Below are 10,180 nucleotides of genomic sequence, written 5' to 3'. Positions count from 1 at the left end.
TGAACAGGCTCTCGGTGAAGGTGTCGGCGCCGCGCATAGGTCTCTCTCAGATCGAGATGCTCACATTGTCCTCGCTGCGCCTCGCTCGACCATCACAACCGGTCGGTATTTCAGCAGCCTGCTAGGCGCCTGGTACTGGAATGACATGGCCAAGGCGCACAGCCAAAGCCCGCATGCCTTTGCTGCCAGCATGCAAACACCTACGCTGGTGATCCACGGAGCCAAGGACTACCGCGTGCCCGATGCGCAAGGCCTAGCCTACTACAACACCCTCAAAGCCAAGGGGGTGGATGCCAAGCTGGTCTGGTTCCCGGATGAGAACCACTGGATCTTGAAGCCTCGCAACAGCGCGCTGTGGTACCGGGAGTTCTTCGACTGGCTGAAGCGCCATGACCCAGCCGCCACACCCAAGCGCGCAGCCGCCAAAAAAGGCGCTCGCAAAGGCTGAAGTCAGGCCAAGCCCTGCGCTCCCATCCGGGCCTCTATCCCAGCGATAGAGCCCGGCACCTCGTCGGCCGGTATCGGGCGACTGATCCAGAAGCCCTGCGCATCTTGGACGCCGCAGGAGCATACAAAGCGCATCTCGGCCACGGTTTCGACCCCTTCGGCCACCAGCCGATAGCCCAGGCGCAGCAGAGTGCTGCAGATCTCTCGGTAGAGTTGTGCGCCGCGCGGCTGGACAGCCCCTACCAGCAAGGACCGGTCAATCTTGACGGCATCCACATCGGCACTGTGGAACACCGCCAAATTCGCATAGCCGGTGCCAAAGTCATCCACCAGCACCTTGCCGCCGCGCGAGCGCAGCGCCGCCAAATGCGCTTTGACTTTGGCGGGGTCACTCGCCAAGCTGCTCTCCAGCAGCTCCACTTCAAGACCATCGCCTTCTGGTCCACTGAGTTGCTGCATCATCGACGCGAAGGCCCTATCGTCCGCCAGCGACGCCGCCGTCAAGTTGATGGCGACGGAACACTCAAAGTGCTGATCCCGCCATTGCGCGCGATCAAGAGCGACTTGCTTGATCACCCATGAGTCAAACATGTCGCCGTATCCGGCGCGCTCCAGTGCCGGCAAAAACTGCCCCGGCCCCATAACCGTCCCGTCAGGCAATTCCAGCCTCAGCAAGGCCTCCAAGCCCGTGATGCGACCCGTCTGGGCAGACAGCTTGGGCTGGTAGTACAGGTGCAGGCTGCCACGCTCCACCAACTTCATGGCCTCTTGAGCTTCGCTGTGCGAAGCCTGCAGGGCCGCCAGAGACTGGGCATAGCGCCGTTCCGCATCCAACTCCTGAGAGGGGCCGACACCCAATTGCTCGGCCAGATGCCTCGAAAACTCCGTCATGCTTTGCGCCACTGCCATCTGCCGCACAAAAGGCCGATACACCGCAATGGCCGTCATCAAGATCAATAGCTGCATGCCCACCAAGGGCCAAGGGTCAGACGATAAAGACCACGCATTGACGCCAAAGGGCATCATCCAGTAGACGCCGCGATCAAACCGCACCCAGCCCCACTGGAAGGCCAACAGCGCCACGGCAGCACCCGCCAAAGGAGCCACCACAAAGGGAATGAGCAAGCGACGCTGGCCCACCACCGGCAAGCCAAACAGCAAGGGCTCGCTGATATTGACCACCGAAAAAGGCAAGGCCCATCGCAAAACCCGGCGGTCTCGGTCATCCTTGACGTACCACCACAGGCACAAGGCCAAGGCCAAAGCACAGCCGCTTCCACCAGCGTACACCAGTCCGTACATCAACTCTGCCAGAGTCGCTCCACCTCCGATTTGGATCTCCCACAGCGCGTTGCCCGTGAGCAAGTCCCAAGCAATCGCGCCGTGTATGCCTGTCCACCACAGGACATTAACCACCACGACGCTCAAAACCAATGCCACCCCCTCTGGCAGGCTTCTCACCCAGGGGCCTAAGGGCGCTTTCAGCTCACTAGGCAGCACCGTCAGAGCCACGGAGAGGCTGATAAAGCTCAATGCAAAGGGAATGATGTGCACCACCGTGCGTGCCAGTGCCGGGGAGATCATGGACAAAGCTCGCGTATCCAAGCGCGGCATCAAGGCCAAGCATAGCCGCAGCATCCACACGCCCACCAAGGGCAGCAAGATAGCGCCCATAGACACCCAAGCGACCCGCAGCTTAATGGACTCAAATTCACCGTTGGTCTGCACCGCCACCAGCAGCAGGCCTAGCACCAGGATGGCAGCAACCACCGAGTCGACCTCATAGGCTCGGGCCAGATGAATGGTCAAGGCCAAACCGATGGCCAATGGCCAGCAATACATCAGGAACACCCGCACCGAGCGCAAGAGGGACAACGAGTCCCAGGGGAGTTGCCATTGCGCCAAGGCGGCCAGATCCACCAGCAAGCCCACAGCGTGCATCAAGATGAACAAGGGCAGCAGGGCCAGAAAGCTCTCGCGCAAGGCCATGACGAGACGCCCATGAGAAAGGGCTGCCAGGGTAGGAAGTTTCATGTCGGGCGAGGTACGGCTTTCGACTGTGGAGTTGAAGTGAGCCCTGCCTTTTACTCTGCCCTAAGTCCATCCACAAGCCCTCTCTTGTCAGACGGCACCGCGCAGCAGACACCAAGTCTTGACAGGGTTGTGGCACCATCGTGCTTGCACCGTCTTCACCCTGCTCTTCAGGTGCGCCCACTACACCATGCTGATCGACTTCTTCTACACCCTGCGCGCTGCGCGCCTGCCCGTCTCGGTCAAGGAGTTTCTGACCCTGCTGGACGCTCTGCGTCAGGGCGTGATCGGCCCGTCAGTAGACGACTTCTACCACTTGGCGCGCCTGACCCTGGTCAAAGACGAAGCCCTGTTCGACAAGTTCGACCGTGCCTTCGCGGCCTATTTCAAGGGCGTTGAAATGCTGACGGACTTCGGTAAAGAAGTCCCCCTAGACTGGTTGCAGAAGGTGTTGGAAAAAGAACTCAGCCCTGAGGAAAAAGCCGCGATCGAAAAGATGGGCTGGAACGAGTTGATGGAGACGCTCAAGAGGCGTCTGGAAGAACAGAAAGAGCGCCATGAAGGCGGCAACAAATGGATAGGCACTGGTGGCACCAGCCCATTTGGCAACGGGGGCTATAACCCGCAAGGTGTGCGCATTGGGGGGCAGGGTCGCAATAAGAGCGCCGTCAAGGTGTGGGAGCAACGCGCCTACCGCGACTATGACGACTCGCTGGAACTAGGCACCCGCAACATCAAGGTGGCCCTGCGCCGCCTGCGCCGCTTTGCCCGCGAAGGTTCCGAGTTGGAACTGGACTTGGACGACACCATCCACAGCACCGCCGCCAACGCCGGCCTGCTGGACATCAAGATGATCCCCGAGCGGCACAACAAAGTCAAAGTGCTGCTGGTGATGGATGTGGGTGGCACCATGGATGAACACATCCACCGCGTCGAAGAGTTGTTCTCGGCGGCCAAGACCGAGTTCAAGCACCTGGAGTTCTATTACTTCCACAACTGCCCCTACGACTTCATGTGGAAGAACAACAAGCGCCGCTACAGCGAGAAGATGCCCACCTGGGACATCATCCGCAAGTACAACAAGGACTGGCGCCTGATCTTTGTGGGCGATGCCACCATGAGCCCCTATGAGATCCTGCAGCCCGGCGGCAGCGTCGAATACAACAATGAAGAGCCGGGCGCCGAGTGGATACAGCGCCTGACTAATGCCTTCCCCAAGTACGCCTGGATCAACCCTGAGCCACAAGGCGTCTGGGATTACCGCCAGAGCATTGCCTTGGTGCAGCAACTGACCCATCGCCGTATGTTCCCGCTCACCTTGGCGGGGCTGGAAGGCGCGATGCGCTTGCTGAGCAAATGAGCCGACGGGCGCTTTACGCGGCCCTGCTGTTAGCACTGGGCCTGAGCGGTTGCGCGAGCCTGGGCGACATGCTGGCCCCCGGCCCCGCCGCACCCGCACTGAGCCCAGAGGCGGCCGCCTCCGCCGCCCAAGCCGCCGCTCGCCGGCCTCAACTCGAGATTGAGGCCGACAGCACGCTCAAGCCTGTGCTGCTGCGCTCGCTGGACTTGGCGCGCGCCGTGGTCTCACCCGATGCCGACACCATCAGTGAGCTGGAGTGGGCTCGGCTTGTCGCCGTAACCCCCCAGCAAGCACAGCAAGCCCTGCAAACAGAAGGTCTATTCGAAGCCCAAGCCCAGGTCGAGCGTTTGTCCGAAACCCCTCTACGCCTGAAGCTGATCATCACCCCTGGCGCGCCCGTGCGCGTGGGCCGTTTGACCTTGGAGGTTCAGGGCGAATTGGCCGACTTGGCAGAGGCCGGTGACGCCACCGCACAAGCGCTGAAGGCCAAGCTCCTGGCCCAATGGCCGCTGAGGCCTGGCGTGCCCTTGCGCATGAACGACTGGGCCGACGCCAAGAACAGCGTGCTGGCCCTGCTGCGCGCCCAGGGATATGCCAGTGCGGCATGGGCAGGCACGGCGGCGCAGATCGACCCCGCCCAGCGTGAGTCGCGTTTGTTCTTGGTGGCAGACAGCGGCCCCCTCTACCGTGCGGGCGGCATCGACGTAGAGGGTCTGGCCTTCCATCAACTTGAGCGCGTTCAAGCCCTGGCCGACCTGCCCACCGGCAGCCCGTTGACGGAGGCCGCCTTGCTCGACTATCAATCGCGCCTCACCAAAACTGGGCTCTTTGACCAGGCGACGGTGACGCTGGACCCAGACCCGGCACTGGCTGCCCAAGCGCGGGTCAAAGTCACCGTCAAAGAAGCGCCCATTCACACCGCAACCTTGTCCATAGGCTATAGCGCCAACAGTGGCCCGCGCACGGGGGTCGAGCATTTGGTTCGACGCTTGATGGACAAACCGATTCAGATGCGCAACAAGCTGAACTGGGCCAGAGACCTGCAGCGCTGGGATGGCGAAGTCTCGACGCACCTCAATGGCCAGTTCAACCGCGATCTCGTCGGCACCAGCATTTCTCGTGAGACGCTGGACGGCATCACTGAAACGTCGCAGCGCGTGCGCGCCGGACGTTCCCACGAGCGGACGGACTATGAGCGGCTGGTGTTTGCAGAGGTTGAGCGTTCCAAGGCCTGTGGCGAAGACCAAACTGGCGAAGCCTGCCTGACCACGCAGGCCGCCTCCCTCAACGCCCATTTCACTTGGCGCGACCTGGACAGCGTTTTACTGCCGACACAAGGCTATGCCTTGCAAGTGCAAGCAGGCCTGGGTTGGAGCATGGACAACAACGGCTTTGACCAAACTCGCGACCAGGGCGTATTCGGCCGACTCTATGCCCGCGCTGTTGGCTATTGGCCCCTGGGCGGCAGTTGGACCTCGATGGCGCGTTTGGAGCTGGGCGCCACAGGCTCCAGTAACAACGTCGTCGTTCCATTGAGCCAGCTCTTCTGGGCCGGCGGCGATGACTCGGTGCGCGGCTACCCTTACCGCGCACTGGGTGGTGAAATCATTGGCCCCTTAGAAATTGGCTCGTCCCTGCTGGCCGCAGGCAGCGTGGAAGTGGCCCATCCTTTCAGTGCCAAGATGCCCTCGGTGCAGTGGGCGGCCTTCCTCGACGGCGGTCGTGCCGCTAACAGCGTGGCCGATCTCAAGCCCGCTTTGGGCTATGGCCTAGGCCTGCGCTGGCGCAGCCCTGTCGGCCCGCTCAAAGTGGACTGGGCCTGGGGTGAAGAGCGGCGCCGCGGCCGCCTGCACCTGAGCTTGGGGGTGAACTTTTGAGCCACACCCCCGAGACTTCTGCAGCACCAGCCCACACGCCCCTCCCCGCTACTCGCAAGCGCTGGGGCTTGTGGCTGCTGGCCGGCGCCACCGCCGCAGCACTGGCCACGCCGGTGCTGCTGTGGCACAGCCAAACGGCCACGGCTTGGGCCTTGGGCCAGGTGCCTGGCTTGCAGGTTGACGGCTGGCAAGGCAGCCCCGGCAGCGGCCCGCTGCGTGCGCAGCGGCTGCACTGGGAGTCCCCAGCAGGCCGCTTGGACATCACCGATCTCCAGGTTCAGAGCCTGGAGTGGCACTGGCAGAGCGGCCCTGGCACCAACTTGGCACTGCGCCTGCCCGAACTGAAGATCGCCCGCCTGCAATGGCACAGCGCCAGCACACCCCAGCCCGCCAGCCCTGCACCCAGCAGCCTGCGCCTGCCGCTGAGCCTGGCCCTGCCGCAAATCCACGTCGGCACCTTGCAGGCGGAGGGTCTGCCCGCCCTGCAAGACCTCCAAGCCGCCCTGCACCTGGGCGCGGACGCGGGCACAAAGCACCGCCTTGACCAACTGCGTGTGCGCACCGACCGCTTCAGCGTCGAAGCCTCTGGCCAGGTGGGGGCCGACGGCCAATTGCCGCTGCAGGCCAAGCTCATGCTCCGCAGCCTGCCGGGCAGCCCGGTCTGGCAAGCGCAGGCCGCCGCTCAAGGGCCATTGGCGCAATTTGAGCTGTCCGCCACACTGAAAGGCGAAGCGCCTGTCGAAGCAGCGACGCGAGAGGCCTCCACGCCTTCCCTTCAAGCCCAAGCGCAGATCCGCCCCTTCGCGCCCTGGCCCCTGGGCGACCTGGCCTTGCGCACCCAAGCCCTGGACATCGCCGCGCTGCTCGCAGGCGTGCCGCGCACACAGTTGGACGGCGACGTGCTGCTGCGCACCGCAGGCCTAGATCAAGCTGCCCAAGCACAAGTCACTTTGAGCAACTCCGCAGCGGGCCGTTGGGACCAAGGCCTGCTGCCCGTGCGCAAGCTACAAGCCACGCTCAGTGGCACGCCCTCCCCCTTAAGCCGGCTAAGTGGCAAAGCTCTGCAGCTAGAGCTGGGCGATGCCCGCACAGCCACCGGGCTGATCACCGGCGAAGCCGAATGGCAGGCCGCGAGCGATACCGCCCCCCACAGCAACACCCAACTCAGCTTGACCCTGAAGCAGGTGACGCCCGCCGCCCTGGACCAGCGCGCGCCCGCCATGACGCTGAGTGGCCCGCTCAACCTGAAGCTCGAAAACCCCGCTGACCCCGCAGCGGCGCTGAGCTGGACCATAGACAGCCGCCTTGAAGGCACGCTGAGTGCCGTGGCCCACACAGCCCATGCTGTCAGCCTAGCCCTCAAAGCGGAAGGCCAAGGCAGCCGCTTTACCGTGGAGCAAGCCACGCTCAGCGCTGGCAACGCCCGCGCGCAGCTGAAGGGAGAGTTGTCGAGGCAAGACTCGCAATGGCGCTGGCAAGCCGAGGGCAGCTTGCAAGACTTTGACCCCGCCGTGTGGTGGCCGGGCGCGCCCGACAGCGCCTGGCGGCGTGGGCCGCACCAGTTGAAGGCGGCCTTCAGCACCAGCGGCCAAGCCCCGCTGGCCCTGCTCAGCCAGCCCGAGCAGCTGTGGCGCACCGGCGCTGCCAAGCTGGCCCTGACGCTGGAGCCCAGCGTGCTGGCAGGCGTGCCGCTGCAAGGCCAGGTGACTGTGACGCCCTCAACGGGCGCCGCCAAGGGCCAAGCCCTGTCTGAAGGCCTGCTGCAGTTGAGCTCGGGCCGCAACACCTTCACCGCGCAAACCGGCGCGACCACAGGCGTCAGGCTGAACTGGCCCGAAATGGCCAGCTTGGCACCGCTGTTCAAACTCTACCCCGGCAGCGCCGCTTGGGCCCCCACCGAGGGCGAAGCCGAGCTCAGCCTGGAGGCCCAGCCTCAAGGCCCGCAGGCCTGGTCTTGGCGGCTGGCCTCCAAGCTCAAGGCAGTTCGCACGCCGTCCATGAGCCTGGGCTCCGCCCAACTCGTGGGTCAGGGGCAAACCGGCAGCGGCCAAGAAGGCCAGGCCGAGCTGACCTTGACGGCCGACAAGCTGCAGGGCCAACCCTGGCTGATCGACCGCCTACAGGCCGACCTGAGCGGCAGCCTGGCCCAGCACCGGCTCAATCTCAATGTGGTGAGCCCGGCCCGGCCACCGGCTTGGTTTGAACAAATTTTGGGCGCAAAGACGGGCGGCGGCAGCCAAGTCAGTGCCAGCCTGCAAGGCCAATGGCAGGCCGCAGCCGCCGACAAAAATCGAACCAACCAGGGCATGGCTGGCCGCTGGAGCGGCCAAGTGCTGAGTCTGCAAGGCCGCAGCACCGATGCCGCCAGCCAAGCCTGGCTCAGTGCCGAGAAGCTAGGACTGAGCCTGGACCTGGATGCTGCCGGACGCCTGCAAGCCGCAGACGTGCAACCCGGGCGAGTGGCACTGCCGGGCACCGCCATCCGTTGGGCGCAGAACCAATGGCGTTGGACGGAACAAGGCCAAGCCCGAGGCCGCTTGGAGGCCCAGGTTGAGCCCTTTGCCGTCGCCCCCTTGCTGGCGCGTGCCCAGCCCGAGCTGGGCTGGCAAGGCGACCTGATTTTGGGGGCCGAGTTGAAGATCAGCCGCGAACAGCAGTTCGACGCCGACATTGTTTTTGAGCGCCGCAGTGGCGACCTCAGCGTCGCCTCCGACAGCCTCGGCCCCACACCCCGCCAACAAGCGCTGGGCCTGACCGACCTGCGCTTGGGACTGGCCGCCCACAACGGCGTGTGGCACTTCACCCAAGGCCTGGCCGGGCAACAACTGGGCGAGATGGCCGGCGTGGCCACCGTGCGCACCCAGCCCGAGCTGGCCTGGCCACCTGCCGACGCGCCTCTGGACGGCGTGTGGCAGATGCGCGTGGCCGAACTGGGCGCGTGGGGCACGTGGGTGCCACCAGGCTGGCGCTTAGGGGGTGAGTTGCGCAGCGCCGCCAGCCTGGGTGGCCGCTTTGGTGCACCGGAGCTGACCGGCCAAATCAGCGGCCAAGGCCTGACCTTGCGCAATGTGCTGGAAGGTGTGCACCTGCGCGACGGCGATGTGGACATTCGCCTGCAGGGGGCGACCGCGCAGATCGAGCGCTTCAGCTTCAAAGGCGGTGCGGGCAGCGCGCGCCTGAGTGGCAGCGCCAGCCTGGGGGCCAGCCCCAAAGCCCAACTGAAATTGGCCCTGGAGCAGTTCCAAGCCCTGGGCCGAATTGACCGCAAGCTGGTGGCCAGTGGCGAGGCCCAGATAGAGTTGGACCGCGACACCGCCAAAGTCACCGGCGATGTGCGGGTGGACGAAGGGCTGATTGATGTCAGCCAAGCCTCTGCCGCCCAACTGCCCGACGATGTGACCGTGCTCGCCCCACAAACCGCAGACGCGCCACGCAGCGCCGTCAGCAGCCCCCGCCGCAAGCTGGGCTTGGCCCTCAAGGTTGAGCTGGGCGAGCAACTGCGGCTCAAAGGCCGCGGCATAGACACCCTGCTGCGCGGTGACCTGAAGCTGGTTACCTCGGCCGCTGGCGTGCTCTCGGTGGCCGGTGCGGTGCGGGCTGAACAAGGCACCTATGCCGCTTATGGGCAAAAGCTCAAGATCGAACGCGGCGTGCTGCGCTTTGTGGGGCCGATTGATGACCCCAGGCTGGATGTGTTTGCGGTGCGCCCCAACATCGACGTGGTCGTGGGCGTGGCCGTCACCGGCAGCGCACTCAACCCGCGCATCCGCCTGGCCAGCGAGCCCGACATGCCCGAGACCACCAAGCTGAGCTGGCTGGTGCTGGGCCGCGAGCCCGACGGCTTGGGCGAGGCCGACACCGCCCTGCTGCAACGTGCCGCGATTGCCCTGCTGGCTGGCGAGGGCGAAGCCCCCACCGACGCCATGCTGGGCGCAATCGGTATCACTGATTTTTCTGTGCGCCAAACCGGCACTGGCGAGGCCCGAGAAACCGTCGTCGCGCTGGGCAAACAGCTCAGCCAACGCTGGTGGGTGGGCTATGAGCGCAGCATCAACAGCACCACCGGCACTTGGCAGCTCATCTACCGCGCCGCCCAACGCTTTACCCTGCGCGCGCAATCGGGCGAAGACCATGCGCTGGACCTGATCTGGACCTGGCGGTGGAACCCGACGCCCGCCAAAAAGTGAGTCGAAAGCCGCAGGTCGAGCCTGCCGACAAAGATAGGATTAGGGATTTCACCAGTTTTGGGCTATGATCGTGGACTGATCTGACATCAGCCCAAAGGTTGTGATGCGCTTGGCGACATCAAGGCAGCCTTCTGAGTTTGATCTCTACGCCCATCTCCCTGACCTTCCGGTTCAATTACCGTTGAAGGCCGCCTCTCAAAGCCCTTGTGGCCAAGAGCAGCGAGTCTTGAATGCTTCAGCGCAGCGCTTCAAAGTGTTGCGTGGTCCTCTGGTCGGCG

At 64.3% G+C, this 10,180-nt stretch carries 5 protein-coding genes; 4 read left to right on the top strand and 1 reads right to left on the bottom strand.

What is annotated here, in order from left to right; genetic code table 11:
* A partial coding sequence (locus tag ACIQ3Q_RS19155) for an alpha/beta hydrolase family protein (protein ID WP_396270797.1) occupies positions 1-448 on the top strand: 448 nt, incomplete at its 5' end.
* A gap of 2 nt (positions 449-450) precedes the next feature.
* On the opposite strand, the gene ACIQ3Q_RS19150 is transcribed toward ACIQ3Q_RS19155, so the two are convergent.
* On the bottom strand, positions 451-2,481 hold the full coding sequence (locus ACIQ3Q_RS19150) for an EAL domain-containing protein (protein WP_396270796.1): 2,031 nt from the start codon (positions 2,479-2,481) through the stop codon (positions 451-453).
* Positions 2,482-2,668: 187 nt separating this feature from the next.
* On the opposite strand from ACIQ3Q_RS19150, the gene ACIQ3Q_RS19145 reads away from it, so the two are divergent.
* From ACIQ3Q_RS19145 to ACIQ3Q_RS19135, 3 genes are read left to right on the top strand one after another with little or no spacing between them, the layout of a single operon-like run.
* Positions 2,669-3,838 carry a VWA domain-containing protein gene (locus tag ACIQ3Q_RS19145; protein WP_396270798.1) on the top strand — a complete coding sequence of 390 codons (1,170 nt, stop codon included), beginning with the start codon at positions 2,669-2,671 and terminating at the stop codon, positions 3,836-3,838.
* Positions 3,835-5,715: an autotransporter assembly complex family protein gene (locus ACIQ3Q_RS19140; RefSeq protein ID WP_396270795.1), complete on the top strand. Its 1,881-nt coding sequence runs from the start codon at positions 3,835-3,837 to the stop codon at positions 5,713-5,715. The genes ACIQ3Q_RS19145 and ACIQ3Q_RS19140 overlap by 4 nt, the downstream gene beginning before the upstream one ends.
* Positions 5,712-9,902: a translocation/assembly module TamB domain-containing protein gene (locus ACIQ3Q_RS19135; protein ID WP_396270794.1), complete on the top strand. Its 4,191-nt coding sequence runs from the start codon at positions 5,712-5,714 to the stop codon at positions 9,900-9,902. The genes ACIQ3Q_RS19140 and ACIQ3Q_RS19135 overlap by 4 nt, the downstream gene beginning before the upstream one ends.
* Positions 9,903-10,180 lie beyond the last annotated feature (278 nt).

The sequence above is a fragment of the Ideonella sp. genome, from assembly GCF_044358605.1.
Taxonomy (GTDB): domain Bacteria; phylum Pseudomonadota; class Gammaproteobacteria; order Burkholderiales; family Burkholderiaceae_C; genus Ideonella.
Note: the sequence above shows the minus strand (reverse complement) of the source record. Positions and strands in the feature narration are given on the sequence as shown.

Bases quoted from the DNA above. Each gene is read 5' to 3' on its own strand.
- ACIQ3Q_RS19145 (WP_396270798.1), top strand. From the start codon at position 2,669: ATGCTGATCGACTTCTTCTACACCCTGCGCGCTGCGCGCCTGCCCGTC.
- ACIQ3Q_RS19140 (WP_396270795.1), top strand. From the start codon at position 3,835: ATGAGCCGACGGGCGCTTTACGCGGCCCTGCTGTTAGCACTGGGCCTG.
- ACIQ3Q_RS19150 (WP_396270796.1), bottom strand. From the start codon at position 2,481: ATGAAACTTCCTACCCTGGCAGCCCTTTCTCATGGGCGTCTCGTCATG.